Here is a 15660-nt window from a genome sequence, read left to right as displayed (position 1 = left end):
AATGACTATATTTGCAAAAGCTTTTTGCATAGCAACTCTTTTTACAGGCTTTGCCTGGGCTAATGAAGAACTTAAAGTAGGTTCTTCAGTTGTCCCACATGCAGACATTTTAAAGTTTATCAAACCTACTCTTCAAAAGCAAGGTTATGATTTAAAAATTTACGAATTTAATGATGGGGTGATTCCTAATATTATGGTGGAAAATGGCGAACTTGATGCAAATTATTTTCAGCATGAACCTTATTTGAAAGAATTTAATCAAAGACAAGGCACTCATCTTGTAAAAGTTGCTAGTATTCATATCGAACCTATGGCGGTATATTCTAAAAAACATAAAGAATTTCAACCTAAAACAGGGGCAAGTATATCAATACCTAACAATCCTACAAATGAAAGTCGTGCTTTACGCATAGTAGCAAGTGCGGGATTAATCGAGATTAAAGATAGCGAACTTGTTACGCCTTTGGATATCGTAAAAAATCCTAAAAATCTTAAATTTGTAGAATTAAAAGATGCCCAACTTACAAGAAGTTTAGATGATGTAGATTACTCTCTTATCAATAGTAATTTTGCAATTTTATCGGGCTTAAATCCTATAAAAGATGGACTTTATACAGAAAATAAATATAGCGAATATGGCAATATCATCGCCGTTAAAGCAGGAAATGAAGAGCTTGATAAAATCAAAGCCTTAGTCAAAGCTTTACAAAGTGATGAAGTTAAAAATTTTATAGAAGAAAAATATCAGGGTGCTTTAATCCCTACTTTTTAATTTAACAACAAAGGAGAACAATATGAAAAATTCAATCATTTCTTACCCAAGAATAGGTGCAAATAGGGAATTAAAATTTGCTATTGAAAAATATTTTAAAGCTCAAAGTTCTAAAGAAGAGCTTTTAGAAACTGCTAAAAATTTAAGAGCTAGACATTGGAAAGATATCCAAAATGCGGGGATTGATTTCATTCCTAGCAATGATTTTTCGTTGTATGATAATGTACTAGATGTGGCTGTGCTTTTTAATATCACTCCAAAACGCTATAAAGATTTAAATTTAGATCCTTTAGATGAGTATTTTGCACAAAGTCGTGGTTATCAAGGAAAAAATGGAGATACCATAGCTCTAGCAATGAAAAAATGGTTTAATACAAACTATCATTATTTAGTACCTGAGTGTGATGATGCAAGTATTATAGCTTTAAGTGGAGATAAAATTTTTAAAGAATACCTTGAAGCAAAAGAGCTTGGCATAGAAACAAAACCTGTTTTAGTGGGAATTTTTACCCTCTTTAAACTCATAGCCTTTAAAGATGAAAATACTAAACAACTCGCTAAAGACAAGCTTTTACAAGCATACATTGAACTTCTTAAAAAGCTTAATTCATTAGGGGTAGCATGGTTAGAACTTGATGAACCTTATTTAGTTTATGATTTAAATCAAGAAGATATTGCTTTATTTGAAGAATTTTACAAAGAACTTTTAAAACACAAGGGAGAAGTTAAAATCTTGCTTCAAAGCTATTTTGGAGATTTAAGAGATATTTATACTAAACTTCTAGAAAGTGATTTTGATGCTTTGGGGCTTGATTTTGTAGAAGGCAAAGAAAGTTTAAATTTAATCCAAAAACATGGTTTTGCTAACGACAAAATACTTTTTGCAGGTATAGTAAATGGTAAAAATATCTATGCTAATGATTACGCAAAAAGCTTAAAACTTATCAAAGAACTTCAAAAATACACTCAAAATATAGTTATAAATACCTCGTGTTCACTCTTGCACGTTCCTTATAGCACAGAATTTGAAACTAAATTAGATTCAAGTTATCTTAAACTTTTCTCTTTTGCAAAAGAAAAACTTAAAGAATTACAAGACTTAAAAGCTATCATAAATAGCAATGAAGAAAATCCTCTTTTTAAAGCCAATCAAGAACTCTTTAAAAATATTCCTAATCGTTTAGATGAAAAAGTAAAAGCTAGACTTCAAACTCTAAAAAAAGAAGATTTTGTAAGAAAGCCTGAATTTAAAGAGCGTATCCAAATTCAAAAAGAATTTTTAGAACTTCCTGTTTTACCAACCACAACCATAGGATCATTTCCTCAAAGTGCTGATGTACGCTCTAATCGTCTTGCTTTTAAACAAGAAAAAATTTCAGCACAAAACTATACTGAATTCAATCAACAAAAAATTAAAGAATGTATCCAAATTCAAGAAGAAATAGGACTTGATGTTTTAGTGCATGGGGAATTTGAAAGAAATGATATGGTGGAATATTTTGGAGAAAATTTAAAAGGCTTTTTATTTACTCAAAATGGCTGGGTTCAAAGCTATGGAACAAGATGCGTAAAACCACCTGTAATTTGGGGCGATGTATCACGCACAAAACCTATCACTCTAGCATGGTCTAAATTTGCTCAAAGCTTGAGTAAAAAAATCGTAAAAGGTATGCTAACAGGTCCTGTGACTATACTCAATTGGTCTTTCCCAAGAGAAGACATCAGCCTAAAAGAAAGCACCGAGCAAATAGCTTTAGCTTTAAGAGATGAAGTTTTAGATCTTGAAAATGCGGGCATTAAAATCATACAAATTGATGAAGCGGCTCTAAGAGAAAAACTGCCTTTAAGAAAAAGCGATTGGCATAGTGAATATTTAGATTGGGCGATTCCTGCTTTCAATCTTGTACATAGCGGAGTAAAAACCAAAACACAAATTCATACCCATATGTGTTATAGCGAATTTAGCGATATCTTAAAAGAAATTGATGCAATGGATGCAGATGTAATATCTTTTGAAGCTTCAAGATCAAATCTCAATCTTTTAGATACCCTAAAAGCTGTTAACTTTCAAACTGAAGTTGGACCAGGAGTTTATGATATACATAGCCCTAGGGTGCCTAGCGTGGAAGAAATAAGCTCAACCATAGAAAAAATTCTTAACAAATTGCCTAAAGAGCAAATTTGGATCAACCCAGACTGCGGACTTAAAACAAGGGGTTATGAAGAAGTTGTAGCTGCTCTTAAAAATTTAGTTATTGCCACACAAAAAATAAGAGAGAAATTATAAGGGGGTTTTATGTGTAGCTTTTCTTTTGAAATTTTTCCACCAAGAAGAGATGAAAACATTAAGAATCTTAATGCAATTTTAGATGATTTAGGACAATTAAGTCCTAACTTCATCAGTGTAACTTTTGGTGCTGGCGGCTCTATAAATTCAAAAAATACCCTAGAAACAGCAAGCTTAATTCAAGAAGAATATAAAATTCCTAGCATAGTGCACCTACCTTGCATTCATTCTAGTAAGGAAAAAATTATAAGCATACTTCAAGAATGCAAAGAAAGACAACTTGATAAAATTCTTGCTTTAAGAGGGGATGTATGTAATGATTTGGAAAAAAGTAAAGATTTTTCTTATGCAAGTGATTTGATCTCTTTTATCCGAAAGCAAGGAGAAATTGAAATTTATGCGGCTTGTTATCCTGAAAAACACAACGAATCTCGAAATTTTATAGAAGATATACACCATCTTAAAAATAAAGTTGATGCAGGCACAGACAAACTCATCACTCAACTTTTCTACGATAATGAAGATTTTTACACTTTTAAGCAAAATTGTGCTTTAGCGGGTATTAATATTCCTATTTATGCAGGCATTATGCCTATTACAAACAAAAGACAAGTATTAAAAATTTCACAGCTTTGCGGAGCTAAAATTCCACCTAAATTTGCCAAAATTTTAGAAAAATACGAAAACAATACTTTAGCCTTAGAAGATGCTGGAATTGCTTATGCCATAGATCAAATTGTAGATTTGATTACTAGCGGGGTGGATGGAATTCATCTTTATACCATGAATAAATCCAAAGCAGCTATAAAAATTTATGAAGCCGTAAAATATTTATTAAAAGAAGAACTTCACGCTTAAAAATAAAACTTACTTGCTTTTATCTTGATTGATTTTAAGTTTTAATTCATAATTTTCTATAAGACAAACAAAAACTAAAGATAAAAGCAAACCCGGAAGAAGTCCTAAGAAAAAATATAAAAAAGAATGAAATTTAAAAAAGAAAAAAAGTGCGCCAAAAAGCATTAAAGCTAAGGACGCACCTTTGAAGAATTCTAAGATATAAATCAATGACCTTCCTCAACTATCGTTGCACCTGCTAGATAAACATAAGTCAAAATCATAAAAATGAATGCTTGTAAAAATGCCATAAAAGTTAAAAGAACATATGCAGGAAGCGGTGCAATATAAGGCACAAGAGCCAAAATTACCATTAAGAATAAATCATCACCCTTGATATTTCCAAAAAGACGAAAAGATAAAGAAACAACGCGAGAAAGGTGAGATACTACTTCGATAGGAAACATCAAAGGAGCAAGGAATTTAATAGGACCCATAAAATGAGCAAAATATTTTATAAAACCTTGAGTACGAATTCCTTCAAAATGATAATAAACAAATACAATAATAGCCAAAGAAAGTGTTAAATTTAAACTTGCTGTTGGAGCATGAAAGCCTGGTATAATACCGATGATATTACTAAAGAAAACTATAATTCCCAAGGTTGCTACAAGAGGAAGATATTTTCTCGCACCTTTTTCATCTCCCATAGTGTCGCGTCCCATTGACAAAACACCCTCTAAAAACGCTTCACCTAAATTTTGCATACCGCGTGGAACAAGTTGCATAGAACGAGTAGCCATTGAAGCACAAATGACAGCAATCAAAGCTACCAAACCTAAATGAAAAAAATAAGAAAAAGTATGACTTGAGTCAAGTAAAGAACTGAATAAAAATAAATCTTTCATAATTTCCTCGCTATTTTTTTAAACTCTAATTATATTATCATCTTGCTTATATTTTAATGAAAACCAACAAAATATTTACTCCTAATTTAATAAAAAAATAGCTCTAAATTTGTTGATGTTAAAACAAAAAATATAAGGCTTTATAGCAATATCACATCCATTCTAAAACTTGGGCAAGCTCTTTGGCTACAAAGCATTTAAGCCCTACATCTTCTAAAGGTTTAGATGGAATAATAGCATTTTTAAATTTTTGCATTTTAGCTTCTTTTAAACGGGTATCAAGACTAAAAACTTCTCTTATTTCTCCATTTAAACTCAACTCCCCTATAAAAACACAATCCTTACTCAAAGGGCGATTTTTAAAACTAGAAATAATAGCCGCAACCACAGCCAAATCAGCCGCAGTTTCATTTACCCTTACTCCACCGCTAATATTTACAAAAACATCATAATGACCAAGAGGAATTTCTAATTTTCTTTCAAGTAAAGCCAAAAGCATATCAAGACGATTTTTTTCATAGCCTGTGGCACTGCGTTTAGGATAAGAACTCTCGCACACTAGAGCTTGCACCTCTAAAACCAAAGCACGAGAACCCTCCATTACAACACCTAAAGCACTGCCTGAAGTAGCTTTACCTCGCGTAAAAAAACGATTGGCTAAATCTTTTGCACTAATTAAACCCTTAGGAGTCATTTCAAAAATTCCCACCTCGCTTGTGCCACCAAAGCGATTTTTAAAACCCCTTAAAAGCCTGATTTCTTTAGTTGCATCCCCTTCAAAATAAAGCACCACATCGACCATATGCTCTAAAACCCTAGGGCCTGCTATGGCTCCTTCTTTGGTGATATGTCCTATTATAAAAGTGCTGATATTGTAAGTTTTGCTTACTCGCATAAGTTCAAAAGTGATCTCGCGCACTTGAGTGATACTTCCAGCTGCTGAAGCAATTTTGTTTGAATATAAGGTTTGTATGGAGTCGATGATAAGAATTTCATAATTTTTCTTATGCAATTCTTCTAAAATATTTTCAAGACAAAGCTCTGTAAGTAAAAATAAATTAGGAGTATTAGCCTCAAGACGATCGGCTCTTAATTTGATTTGCGCCTTACTTTCTTCTCCGCTTACATAAAGAACTTTTTTATTTTTTTTAGCCAAATTAGAAGCAATCTTTAGTAAAAGTGTAGATTTGCCAACCCCAGGGCTACCACCTATAAGCACCAAAGAACCCTCAACAAGCCCTCCACCTAAAACCAAATCCAGCTCATCATCATCAGTGCTACACCTTGAAAAATGCTCGAGCTCCACATCTTCTATACAGATAGCCTCGCTTGCTTTTGTACTTGCTTGTGCGATTTCTTTTAAAACTTTAATTTGTTCAGATTTTAATTCTATAAAACTATCCCAAGAACCACACTCAGGACATTTTCCAAGCCATTTGCTTTGCTGATTTCCGCAAGCTTGGCATTCAAAAAGAATTTTATTTTTAGCCATGATACTTTCTTTAAAGAATATTTATTGCAATAATTTTTCACATTATAACAAAAATTAAATTAAAATTTAACAAAAAGTCAAATAAAATTAAGTTTTATATGATTATAATACAAATAAAATAAAAAAGGCTAGAGTATGCAAAAATTACTAAAAGTCGCCCTAATCCAATTTGCTCCAAAATCTTACGAGGTTCAAAACAATCTCGATAAAGCCTTAAAGCTTGCCCATCTTGCATTAGAGCAAGGTGCTAGACTGATAGTTTTGCCTGAACTTTACGATAGTGCTTATTGTGTGGAAGATCAAGATGAAAAATTTAGCTTAAATTTACATCAAGCACATCCTAATCTTGATGCATTACAAAAATTAGCTAAAAACTATCAAGCTTATATCGTAGCATGTTCTATAGAAAAAGATACCCAACTTTATGATAGTGCTTACATCATTAGTCACAAAGGTCTTTTAGGTGTTTATAGAAAAATTTATCTTTGGGGTAATGAAAAAGAAAGATTTGCAAGAGGAGATAAATATCCTATTTTTGAACTAGAATTTGAAAATTTTAAACTCAAATTAGGTTTGCAAATTTGTTATGAAATAGGCTTTAGCGAAGGATCTAGATTTTTAGCGCTTCAAGGAGCTGAAATCATTTGCTTTCCTTCAGCTTTTGGAAAAGCAAGAACTTATGTTTGGGATCTAGCAAGTAGATCTAGAGCCTTAGAAAATGGTGTTTTTGTCTTGGCTGCTAACCGATCTGGAAGTGAAATTTCTAAGATAAATAATGAAACTTTAACCTTTGCTGGAAAATCAAAAATTATCAATCCTAAAGGAGAAATTATAAAAGAGATCTTAGAAGAAGAAGGTTTTATCATAGCTGAACTTGATCTTGAAGAAGTTCAAATTCAAAGAAAAAATTTACCTTATCTTAAGGATTTAAATCTCAAATTAAATCAAGAAATATTAACAAACATCCATCTTAATACAAAGGAGTAAAAATGGCAAAAGAAATTCTAGTTGCTTATGGCGTGGATATTGATGCGGTAGCAGGATGGCTAGGAAGCTATGGAGGTGAGGATTCTCCTGATGATATTTCAAGAGGTCTTTTTGCGGGTGAAGTGGGTATCCCTAGGCTTTTAAAACTCTTTAAAAAATATAATATTCCTGCAACTTGGTTTGCTCCAGGACATTCCATAGAAACCTTTCCTGAACAAATGAAAATGATAGTGGATGCAGGACATGAAATAGGTGCCCATGGATATTCACATGAAAATCCTATTGCAATGAGTGCTAAACAAGAAGAAGATGTTTTACTTAAAAGTATAGAACTTATAGAAAAAATCAGCGGAAAAAAACCAAGTGGATATGTGGCACCTTGGTGGGAATTTTCAAATATCACCAATGAGCTCTTGCTTAAACACGGCATCAAATACGACCATTCTTTAATGCATAATGACTTCACACCTTATTATGTGCGTGTTGGAGACAAATGGACTAAAATTGATTATAGTAAAGATGCCAAAGAATGGATGAAGCCTTTGGTACGCGGACAAGAAACAGATTTGATTGAAATTCCTGCAAATTGGTATTTAGACGATCTTCCTCCTATGATGTTTATAAAAAAATCTCCAAATAGCTTTGGTTTTGTCTCTCCAAGAGATATAGGCCAAATGTGGATAGATCAGTTTGATTGGGTTTATAGAGAAATGGATTATGCTATTTTTCCTATGACTATACATCCTGATGTAAGCGCTAGACCTCAAGTTTTACTCATGCATGAAAGAATTATTGAACATATCAATAAACACGAAGGTGTAAAATGGGTAAATTTAAACGATATGGCGGATGATTTTTCAAAACGCTTTCCAAGAAAAAAATAAATTTGCAAGGCTTTTAGCCTTGTGAATTCAAAAGGATAAAAATGTGTATTTTATGTGGCGAAATGATAAGTACTTTACATTGGAGTGAATTAAATTTTAAAGAAGAAAAACACGAACTTAGCGTAGGTGAAGAACAAAAAGAAAGATTAAGGATAAGACTTAAAAAAGTCAAAATTTTAAATGAAATTTTAGAATTTTATGGATTAAAACTTAAAGAATGGCAAAATTCAAAATACATACTAAGCAATAAAAAAGGGCGTGATATTATCGTTAATGATTTGGGCGATTTGTGGATTAAGGCTAGCGAGCTTGAAAAAAAATCATTTGATGTATTAGATGAAAATCTACTTCATTTTTTAAGAGCTAAGCATGGCTAAAATTCCCGTTCATGTTGTTACCGGTTTTTTAGGAAGTGGAAAAACAACCTTTTTAAAAGAAATATTAACCAATCAAGCTCTTAACGATATCGCTCTTGTAATCAACGAACTAGGGGAAGTTTCTTTAGATCATAAACTCGTACAAACAGATTTTATCGAGGAGCAAACTTTATTTTTAAATGCAGGTTGTGCTTGCTGCAATAAAAGAGAAGATTTGCAAAAGAAATTTAAAGAATTGCTTGACAATTTTGAAAACAAAGGTAAAAAACCTCAAAGAGTCATACTAGAAACCTCAGGCTTAGCAAATCCTGCACCTATTATCTTTACTTTTCAAAGTGATGTGTTTTTAGCCAACCATTTTGAATTAGCCAATATTATCACTTGTATTGACGCTTTTGAAGGGCTTAATCACTTACAAAATGAAGAAGCTTGCAATCAAATATTAAGCTCTGATTTTTTAATACTCACAAAAAAAGATCTTAATCCCCATACCCAAAGCTTAGAAGAAAAGATAAACACTTTATATCCTAATATACAAATCATAAGCAAAGAAAATTTTAATTTCGATATGCTTTCTAGCCATCATAAAATTCAAAGAGAAATTAAAAATATAGAAATAAAAAGCCATAAAGATGACATAAGTTCTATAACTCTTATTTTTGACAAGGCTATAAATTGGAATATTTTTAGCATTTGGCTTAGCATGCTTTTACATGAACACGGATCAAAAATTCTAAGAGTAAAAGGACTTATCAATACAGAGGAATCTTATCTAACCAACATTAATGGAGTAGGACATCTGATTTATCATCCTACGCATACTAAAATTTCAAGCCTTAATCATCCTTCGCAATTGGTATTTATAGCGAAAAATTTAAAGCTAGATAAGATTAAGGAATCTTTAGAAAATTTTTTAAGGCTTGAACAATTAAATTAATCAAAAACACCCTCTAAAAGTGTGTCTAAGAAATTTTGTGCATTAAATTCTATCAAATCTTGCATTTTTTCACCCACCCCTATATACAAAATAGGAAGTTCTAATTCACGCGCTATACTAAAAAGCGCTCCACCCTTTGCTGTGCCATCAAGTTTAGTAATAATAACTCCATCAAGCTGAACAAGTTCATTAAAAGCTTTAGCTTGTAAAATGCCGGCATTGCCTTGAGTGCCATCAAGTACTAAAATTTTTCTATGCGGGGCATGAGGCATAGCTTTAGCCGAAATTCTAACGATTTTCTCTAGCTCATTGGCTAAATTTTTTTGATTTTGCAAACGACCCGCTGTATCGATGATAACCTTATCAAAACCCTTAGCTCTAGCCTTGCTAATAGTATCAAAAGCAACCGCCGAAGGATCATGACCTTGTTGGGTTAAAACTATATCTACCCCTACTTTTTCAGACCAAAGTCTTAGCTGCTCTATCGCCCCTGCCCTAAAAGTATCACAAGCGCCTAAAATCACTTTTTGACCTTGGCTTTTGTATAAATTAGCAAGCTTAGCTATACTCGTGGTTTTACCCGCGCCATTTACCCCTAAAATAAGCTCCACAAAAGGCTTTTCATCTAAGAATTCTTTATTTTCGTAAAGAAAATAAGAACCCATCACACGCTTTAAATCTTCTTTTTTAACCTCATCACTGGGTGGTAAATAATAAATGATTTCTTCTACGATCTCATACGCCACATCTGCTTCAAGTAAAATTTCCTCTAGTAAATCTTTGGTAATTTTTTTATTTTCACCTTTAACACCCACTATACTTTCAAGGGTTTTTGCAAGTCCTTTTTTAAAAAAATCAAACATTAAAGTATCGCCTTTTGTATATCAATTTCTAACATTTCTTCTGGAATCAATCCTAAGTATTGATTTATAAGCTGAGAGTTTTTATCATATAAAAACATAGTAGGAATTCCATTAACTCCGCCTAAAATTTTAGCTAAAAGATAATTATTTTCACCATTGGCTATTTTATATAAAATCTGATTTTTTTGAGCAAAAGCTCTAAGCTCCTCATCACTCTTATCTTCAAGTAAAACACCCACTATATTAAACTGCTCTTCATATTTTTCTTGAAGCTTATTAAGATGCGGAATCTCTGCAATACAAGGGGAACACCAAGTAGTAAAAAACACAAACAAAGTTGCTTTATCTCCATCAGCAAAATTTAAATTTTCATTATCTTTTTTTATAAAAATTGAATTTCCGTCTATTAAATTGAGATTAAATCTCAAGTTCTCACTTTGACTTAAGCTTGATTGAACGCTTGCATTCATATCACTTTGATCTTTTTCTTTATCATTGCTACAAGCAACAAAAAAACTCAAGAGTATAGCTAGTGTAAATACTTTTTTAATTTTCATTCTATTATTTTCCTTGTATCTTTGTAAAAAATGTTAAAATTATATCATAGTTAAGATAATAATTTTTAAAAAGGCACACGATGCAAAAAACATCTTTTAGGACTTTGCAAAAAAACCGTCTCGCGCAACACAAAAAACTTAAATTCAAGCAAGATTTCATAGTGTTTAAGGAATGTTTTAACTTGATTAAAAAAACAAAAGCGAAAAATATTCTAATTTTCATTCCTTTAGGATATGAGCCAAATTTACTCAAATTTAGACATATTTTTAGTAAAAATCATAAACTTTTTGTCCCATTTATGCAAGATAAAAGTTTAAAAATTGTAAAATTAAGATTGCCTTTTATTAAAAAAAGGTTTGGGGTATTAGAACCCATGGACTCCTTTTTGAAAACTAAAATTGATATAGCTATCATACCCGTGATAGGAGTAGATAGAGAATTAAAAAGAATAGGACATGGGCAAGGTTTTTATGATAGATTTTTTGAAAATTTAAACTATAAACCTCTTGTAATTTTTGCTCAAAGTATCAATGCTATAAGTGAAAAAAAATTAACCCAAGAGCATGATATTGCGGGTGAATTTTATATCAACCCTTATAAAAAATACTACAAGAAAGACAACAAATATGATAGAATCACTTATCGCACTTATAACCGCTATAGTCGGTCTTGGAATAGGATATTTAGTTGCAAAAAAAATCAATGATGCTAAATATGAAATTTTTGTTGAGCAAGCAAAAGCGAAAGCAAAAGCTATAGAATACGAAGCTGAACTGATTTTAAAAGATGCCAAAAATTCAATCCTTAATGCCGAACTTGAAGTGAAAAAAAAATACGAGGATAAAACTCACAAAATTCAAAAAGAATTCAATCAAAAATTTGATGAATTATCCAAAAAAGAGCAAAAACTTCAACTTCAAGAAGAAAGCTTAAAAGAAAATCAAGAAGAATTATTACGCTCTAAAAAACAAATGCTTGATTTACAATCAGATGCTGACAAGCTTAAAAAACAATACCAAACAAAACTCAATGATGTTTTAAATATTTTAGAACATTCAGCAGGGCTCACTCAAGATGAAGCAAAAAATATCATTCTTGAAAAAGTAGAAGAAAACTCACGCAATGAAATTGCTCATATCGTTAGGAGATATGAAGAAGAGGCTAGAAATGAGGCTAAAAGAAAGGCAAATTACATCATAGCACAAGCAACCTCTCGTTTTGCAGGAGAATTTGCTGCTGAAAGACTTATTAATGTTGTCAACATCAAAAACGATGAGTTAAAAGGGCGTATCATAGGCAAAGAAGGACGCAATGTTAAAACCTTAGAAATGGTTTTAGGAGTAGATATCATCATCGATGATACACCTGGAGCCATCATAGTAAGTTGCTTTAATCTTTATCGCCGTGCTATTGCAACTAAGGTGATTGAACTTTTAGTAGAAGATGGAAGAATTCAGCCTGCTCGCATAGAAGAAATTCACGAAAAAGTATGCAAAGAATTTGATAATGCTATTTTAGAAGAAGGTGAAACTATACTGATGGACTTAGGGCTTTCTAAGGTCCATCCAGAAATCACCAAACTTATAGGAAAGCTTAAATACCGCGCAAGCTATGGACAAAATGCTTTAGCACATTCTTTAGAAGTAGCTCATTTAGCAGGAATCATCGCTGCTGAGTGTGGAGGGGATGAAAATTTAGCACGACGCGCAGGAATTTTACACGACATAGGCAAAGCTTTAACGCATGATTTTGAAGGCTCTCATGTAGACTTAGGAGCAGAACTTTGCAAACGCTATAAAGAACATCCTGTGGTTATTAATGCTATTTATGCTCACCATGGACATGAAGAAGCTACAAGCATAGAATCAGCAGCCGTTTGCGCAGCCGATACGCTCAGCGCTGCAAGACCGGGTGCTAGACGCGAAGTCTTAGAAGCTTTCTTAAGAAGAGTAAGCGAGCTTGAAGAGATTGCTAAAAGCAAAGAAGGTATTAAAAATGCTTATGCGATTAATGCGGGAAGAGAAATTCGTGTCATTGCAAATGCAAAACTTGTAAATGATGATGAAAGCGTGCTTTTAGCCAAAGAAATAGCTGCTGAAATTCAAGAAAAAATGCAATACCCTGGAGAAATCAAGGTAAATGTCATACGCGAACTAAGAGCCATAGAATACGCCAAATAAGAGAGCTAATATGCAAGATATGATAGATACCTTACTAAAATACGGCTATATAGTTTTATTTTTCTATTCTTTAGGTGGTGGAATGGTAGGAATTTTAGCCGCTGGAGTTTTAAGCTCTCAAGGAAAAATGGATTTGGCTTTATGTATAAGCATAGCTTTTGTGGCTAATACTTTGGGTTCTACCTTGCTTTTTATACTTGGAAAATACTATAAAAAAGATATTATGCCTTATTTTAAAAATCATCGCCGAAAACTTGCCCTTGCTATGATGAAAACCAAACAACATGGAGTCGTTTTGCTTATAACTCAAAAATTTGTCTATGGCTTAAAAACTTTTATCCCCATAGCTGCAGGCATAGCAAAATATAAATTTATTAATTTTTTCATCATCAATACTTTTGCTAGTTTACTTTGGGCAGTGCTTTTAGGATATAGCGCTTATGCATTTGGTTTTGCCATAGAAGCAATTTTTAATAAGTTAAGCTCTTATCCTTATATTGCACCTTTATTTTTAATCGTATTGGTTGGAATTATTTGGTTTTATTTGACTAAATTTTCTAAAAAATAATGTCTTTTTGGAATTCTTTATATCTAAACCTTAAAGAATTCCGTTATTTATTTTTATTTGGCTTTATTGTTTTTGTTTTTAATATATTTTTAGAATATAATCATTTTTTAAACCTTAAAGAAAAGAAACATTATCTAGTAGAAAATGCCTTGCTTTTACAGTATTATCCAAAACATAATAAAAACAATAAAAAATACTGGGTTTTAAAACTTAAAACAAAGGATTTTATCCTTTATACTACAAGCTTTAAGGATTTAAATTTAAGCAAAAATCAGCTTTTGAATTTAAAAATAATCACAAATAATATTTCCTTTAAGGATTATCTTGGAAAAAGCTTTTATGCTCCTAGCTATGGTTTTGAAGTATTAGGATATCTTAAAAACAATACTCTCATTTCTTATTTTTTAAACCAACATACAAATGAAAAAATACAAGAATTTTACGGAGCTTTATTTTTTGCCCTACCCATCTCCTCAGAACTTAGAAACGATGTTAATCATTATGGTGTTGCTCATTTAATAGCAATCAGTGGTTATCATATAGGTTTACTTTTTACTTTGGTATTTTTTATACTCGCACCCTTGTATAGTTTTTTTCAAAAAAGATATTTTCCCTATAGAAGCTTACGCTTTGATTTAAGCATTTTTATTTTTATCTTGCTTTTTGCTTATGCTTATCTTATAGGCTTTGTGCCTTCTTATGTTCGTTCTTTAATCATGGCTCTTTGGGGTTTTTATCTGCTTTGTAAAAATATCAAAATTCTAAGCTTTTTTACCCTTTTTATAAGTATATATCTTTGTATAGTCCTTTATCCTAGGCTTTTATTGAGTATAGGATTTTTCTTTTCTTGCCTAGGAGTTTTTTATATTTTTTTATATTTGCACCATTTTTCAAAATTATTTAACAATTTCTTAAATATCATCTTAGTGAATATATGGACATTTTTTTGTATGATTACTCCTGTGCTTTATTTCTTTCCTCTTATCAGCTATCAGCAATTCCTAGCCATTATTTTGAGTGGAATTTTTATAGTCTTTTATCCTTTGGTTTTATGTTTGCATTTTATAGCACATGGAAATCTTTTAGATCCTGTATTGATTGACTTTTTTAATCTTAAATTTTATGCTTTAAATATTAAAATACCAACTTGGGCTTTAATATCCTATCTCATACTTTCTTTCATAGCTATGCGTTATAAAATTTTAGCTCTTTTTTGTATTTTTGCGAATTTTATCCCCTTTATCATGATTATGATTTAAAAAATAATAAATTTTAATCCCAAAAAGATAAACAATCCAAGAAATATAAATCCAAATAAAGAAAAAAAGTATAGTAGAAAAAGAACCATAAACACTAGCATAAGTTTTGTTATAAACTATATAATACACAAACAAATTCTTTCCTATATACCAAATAGCTCCCGCCGCAAAAGAAACGAATATCAAGCTTTTAAGAGTTCCTTTTTGAATAGAACTTGAATAAGATATAAAAAACAAACCCCAAATGATCACAAAAGGCAAAATTTCAAAAAAATTAAAACCTATTTTATAATCATCCAAAGCTTTCTGAATCAAACCCGATATATAAAAACTAAGTCCTAAGCCTAGTGGGACAAGGGTTAAAAGCGTCCAGTAAGAACTAATACTTTGCCAAAGTCCTTTTGGCTCACTTTTTGTAATGCGATTGATTACAAAATCATAGCCTGAAAAAAAAGCCAAAGAAGTAAAGGTCATCGCTATAAGACCCACTATACCCAAATTTACACTATTATTTAAAAATGTGTCAAGATAAGCAGCAACTATATCTTGCTGTGCAGGTATTAAAAAAGCAAAAATGATTTGCTTGGCTTTTTCATAATAAGCCTTAAAACTTGAAATTTGCGTAAAAACAGAAAAACACACAAACAAAATTGGTATCAAAGATAAAATAGTATAAAAACTAAGCGCTGCGGCATAATTTAAAATTTCTTTATCTCGCAAATTGGATAAAATAGCAAAAATTCTCTTCAAT

General features: G+C 31.5%; 17 protein-coding genes. 11 read left to right on the top strand and 6 right to left on the bottom strand.

The window, feature by feature from the left end; all coding sequences use genetic code 11:
• Window position 1: 1 nt before the first annotated feature.
• The 3 genes from FOC43_RS01665 to metF are packed head-to-tail and all read left to right on the top strand — an operon-like array spanning window position 2 to window position 3917.
• Window positions 2–772, top strand: a complete 771-nt coding sequence (locus FOC43_RS01665; protein ID WP_002781303.1) for a MetQ/NlpA family ABC transporter substrate-binding protein — start codon at window positions 2–4, stop codon at window positions 770–772.
• A 22-nt stretch (window positions 773–794) separates the two neighbouring features.
• Entirely contained in the window at window positions 795–3059 is a 2265-nt protein-coding gene (gene metE / locus FOC43_RS01660; protein ID WP_002781301.1) for a 5-methyltetrahydropteroyltriglutamate--homocysteine S-methyltransferase, read from the top strand.
• 9 nt (window positions 3060–3068) lie between these two features.
• Window positions 3069–3917: a methylenetetrahydrofolate reductase [NAD(P)H] gene (gene metF, locus FOC43_RS01655; protein WP_002794477.1), complete on the top strand. Its 849-nt coding sequence runs from the start codon at window positions 3069–3071 to the stop codon at window positions 3915–3917.
• A 9-nt stretch (window positions 3918–3926) separates the two neighbouring features.
• Here the strand turns inward: metF and FOC43_RS01650 are convergent, their stop codons facing one another.
• The 3 genes from FOC43_RS01650 to radA all read right to left on the bottom strand — a co-directional run bounded on the left by FOC43_RS01650 (window position 3927) and on the right by radA (window position 6296).
• Entirely contained in the window at window positions 3927–4127 is a 201-nt protein-coding gene (locus tag FOC43_RS01650) for a hypothetical protein (RefSeq protein WP_002777366.1), read from the bottom strand.
• Window positions 4124–4804 carry a F0F1 ATP synthase subunit A gene (locus FOC43_RS01645; RefSeq protein WP_002777368.1) on the bottom strand — a complete coding sequence of 227 codons (681 nt, stop codon included), beginning with the start codon at window positions 4802–4804 and terminating at the stop codon, window positions 4124–4126. Before FOC43_RS01645 ends, FOC43_RS01650 begins: the two co-directional genes overlap by 4 nt.
• 151 nt (window positions 4805–4955) lie before the next feature.
• Window positions 4956–6296, bottom strand: a complete 1341-nt coding sequence (radA, locus tag FOC43_RS01640) for a DNA repair protein RadA (protein ID WP_002777369.1) — start codon at window positions 6294–6296, stop codon at window positions 4956–4958.
• Window positions 6297–6431: 135 nt separating this feature from the next.
• Between radA and FOC43_RS01635 the strand changes: the two genes are divergently transcribed.
• The 4 genes from FOC43_RS01635 to FOC43_RS01620 are packed head-to-tail and all read left to right on the top strand — an operon-like array spanning window position 6432 to window position 9481.
• Window positions 6432–7283, top strand: coding sequence for a carbon-nitrogen hydrolase family protein (locus FOC43_RS01635; RefSeq protein WP_002784379.1), 852 nt, complete (start codon window positions 6432–6434; stop codon window positions 7281–7283).
• A gap of 2 nt (window positions 7284–7285) precedes the next feature.
• Window positions 7286–8167, top strand: coding sequence for a polysaccharide deacetylase family protein (locus FOC43_RS01630; protein WP_002781290.1), 882 nt, complete (start codon window positions 7286–7288; stop codon window positions 8165–8167).
• Window positions 8168–8208: 41 nt separating this feature from the next.
• On the top strand, window positions 8209–8544 hold the full coding sequence (locus FOC43_RS01625; RefSeq protein WP_002777373.1) for a hypothetical protein: 336 nt from the start codon (window positions 8209–8211) through the stop codon (window positions 8542–8544).
• Complete coding sequence (locus FOC43_RS01620; RefSeq protein ID WP_002777375.1) at window positions 8537–9481, top strand: CobW family GTP-binding protein; 945 nt, start codon at window positions 8537–8539, stop codon at window positions 9479–9481. Before FOC43_RS01625 ends, FOC43_RS01620 begins: the two co-directional genes overlap by 8 nt.
• Here the strand turns inward: FOC43_RS01620 and ftsY are convergent.
• Window positions 9478–10344, bottom strand: coding sequence for a signal recognition particle-docking protein FtsY (gene ftsY / locus FOC43_RS01615; RefSeq protein WP_002777377.1), 867 nt, complete (start codon window positions 10342–10344; stop codon window positions 9478–9480). The two genes, FOC43_RS01620 and ftsY, sit on opposite strands and share 4 nt — an antisense overlap.
• Window positions 10344–10901, bottom strand: a complete 558-nt coding sequence (locus FOC43_RS01610) for a TlpA family protein disulfide reductase (protein ID WP_002777379.1) — start codon at window positions 10899–10901, stop codon at window positions 10344–10346. The genes ftsY and FOC43_RS01610 overlap by 1 nt, the downstream gene beginning before the upstream one ends.
• Window positions 10902–10981: 80 nt before the next feature.
• On the opposite strand from FOC43_RS01610, the gene FOC43_RS01605 reads away from it, so the two are divergent.
• Genes FOC43_RS01605 through FOC43_RS01590 form a run of 4 tightly spaced genes read left to right on the top strand, consistent with a single transcriptional unit; the run spans window position 10982 to window position 14909 of the window.
• Window positions 10982–11608: a 5-formyltetrahydrofolate cyclo-ligase gene (locus FOC43_RS01605; protein ID WP_002777380.1), complete on the top strand. Its 627-nt coding sequence runs from the start codon at window positions 10982–10984 to the stop codon at window positions 11606–11608.
• The gene (gene rny / locus FOC43_RS01600) at window positions 11529–13082 is read left to right on the top strand and encodes a ribonuclease Y (protein WP_002777382.1); all 1554 of its coding nucleotides are present in this window, start codon (window positions 11529–11531) and stop codon (window positions 13080–13082) included. The genes FOC43_RS01605 and rny overlap by 80 nt, the downstream gene beginning before the upstream one ends.
• 10 nt (window positions 13083–13092) lie before the next feature.
• Window positions 13093–13650 carry a DedA family protein gene (locus tag FOC43_RS01595; RefSeq protein ID WP_002788123.1) on the top strand — a complete coding sequence of 186 codons (558 nt, stop codon included), beginning with the start codon at window positions 13093–13095 and terminating at the stop codon, window positions 13648–13650.
• A complete protein-coding gene (locus tag FOC43_RS01590) occupies window positions 13650–14909 on the top strand; it encodes a ComEC/Rec2 family competence protein (protein ID WP_002777385.1) in 1260 nt (419 codons plus the stop codon). The genes FOC43_RS01595 and FOC43_RS01590 overlap by 1 nt, the downstream gene beginning before the upstream one ends.
• On the opposite strand, the gene FOC43_RS01585 is transcribed toward FOC43_RS01590, so the two are convergent.
• Window positions 14853–15659 carry a YihY/virulence factor BrkB family protein gene (locus tag FOC43_RS01585; RefSeq protein ID WP_002788121.1) on the bottom strand — a complete coding sequence of 269 codons (807 nt, stop codon included), beginning with the start codon at window positions 15657–15659 and terminating at the stop codon, window positions 14853–14855. The two genes, FOC43_RS01590 and FOC43_RS01585, sit on opposite strands and share 57 nt — an antisense overlap.
• Window position 15660: the final 1 nt, after the last annotated feature.

It is taken from the genome of Campylobacter coli, from assembly GCF_009730395.1.
Classification (GTDB): Bacteria; Campylobacterota; Campylobacteria; order Campylobacterales; family Campylobacteraceae; genus Campylobacter_D; species Campylobacter_D coli.
This window is presented reverse-complemented; position numbering and strand designations above follow the sequence as displayed.

Coding starts and splice junctions, on each gene's coding strand:
- metF (WP_002794477.1), top strand. CDS start 3,069: ATGTGTAGCTTTTCTTTTGAAATTTTTCCACCAAGAAGAGATGAAAAC.
- FOC43_RS01590 (WP_002777385.1), top strand. CDS start 13,650: ATGTCTTTTTGGAATTCTTTATATCTAAACCTTAAAGAATTCCGTTAT.
- rny (WP_002777382.1), top strand. CDS start 11,529: ATGATAGAATCACTTATCGCACTTATAACCGCTATAGTCGGTCTTGGA.
- FOC43_RS01605 (WP_002777380.1), top strand. CDS start 10,982: ATGCAAAAAACATCTTTTAGGACTTTGCAAAAAAACCGTCTCGCGCAA.
- FOC43_RS01635 (WP_002784379.1), top strand. CDS start 6,432: ATGCAAAAATTACTAAAAGTCGCCCTAATCCAATTTGCTCCAAAATCT.
- ftsY (WP_002777377.1), bottom strand. CDS start 10,344: ATGTTTGATTTTTTTAAAAAAGGACTTGCAAAAACCCTTGAAAGTATA.
- FOC43_RS01610 (WP_002777379.1), bottom strand. CDS start 10,901: ATGAAAATTAAAAAAGTATTTACACTAGCTATACTCTTGAGTTTTTTT.
- FOC43_RS01625 (WP_002777373.1), top strand. CDS start 8,209: ATGTGTATTTTATGTGGCGAAATGATAAGTACTTTACATTGGAGTGAA.
- FOC43_RS01630 (WP_002781290.1), top strand. CDS start 7,286: ATGGCAAAAGAAATTCTAGTTGCTTATGGCGTGGATATTGATGCGGTA.
- metE (WP_002781301.1), top strand. CDS start 795: ATGAAAAATTCAATCATTTCTTACCCAAGAATAGGTGCAAATAGGGAA.
- FOC43_RS01595 (WP_002788123.1), top strand. CDS start 13,093: ATGCAAGATATGATAGATACCTTACTAAAATACGGCTATATAGTTTTA.
- FOC43_RS01665 (WP_002781303.1), top strand. CDS start 2: ATGACTATATTTGCAAAAGCTTTTTGCATAGCAACTCTTTTTACAGGC.
- FOC43_RS01645 (WP_002777368.1), bottom strand. CDS start 4,804: ATGAAAGATTTATTTTTATTCAGTTCTTTACTTGACTCAAGTCATACT.
- FOC43_RS01620 (WP_002777375.1), top strand. CDS start 8,537: ATGGCTAAAATTCCCGTTCATGTTGTTACCGGTTTTTTAGGAAGTGGA.
- radA (WP_002777369.1), bottom strand. CDS start 6,296: ATGGCTAAAAATAAAATTCTTTTTGAATGCCAAGCTTGCGGAAATCAG.